We start from the raw sequence: 493 nt of genomic DNA, 5'->3' as shown, positions 1-493 counted from the left end.
CCCGCGCCCTCGTCTCCCAAGCACTGTCCGGGATGAGTCCCGCCGAAATCGGCAAGCACGCACACCAACTCGGCAACGAACTCGCCGACGACACCGGTGGCATACCTGCCGCCGAAGACAAGACCAGCAACGAACTCGGCTACCACAAGACCAGCGACGGACGCCTCGACGTGCGCGCGAATCTCGATGCGGTCGCCGGGGAGAAACTGCACAGCCTCGTCGAAACACTGTCCGCGCCAAAGCCTCAGCCCGACGGCTCCAATGATCCGCGTCCGGCCGAACGTAGACGCGCCGATGCTTTCGAAACGGTCCTCGAACTCGCTGGACGAGGCCTTGCTGATGAGACCGTGTCGTGCAAACCGACCGGTGGGGTGCTGTTGACCATCCCGGCCGACACCCCGAAGCTATCCGCGCTGGAGTTCATGGGCTCGGTCACGCCCGCCACCGCGAAAACTCTCGGCTGTGACGCAGGGATCACCGTGGTCATCGTCGA

1 protein-coding gene is annotated in these 493 nt (G+C 64.5%); it reads left to right on the top strand.

Going from position 1 to position 493, the window contains the following annotated elements:
- Positions 1-32: 32 nt before the first annotated feature.
- Positions 33-493, top strand: a 461-nt coding sequence (locus ACLQ3C_RS21515; RefSeq protein ID WP_425707124.1) for a DUF222 domain-containing protein, incomplete at its 3' end; no start/stop codon positions are given.

Origin of the sequence: Gordonia sp. DT30, assembly GCF_049844915.1 — a bacterium.
In the GTDB taxonomy this organism is placed as follows: domain Bacteria; phylum Actinomycetota; class Actinomycetes; order Mycobacteriales; family Mycobacteriaceae; genus Gordonia.
Note: the sequence above shows the minus strand (reverse complement) of the source record. Positions and strands in the feature narration are given on the sequence as shown.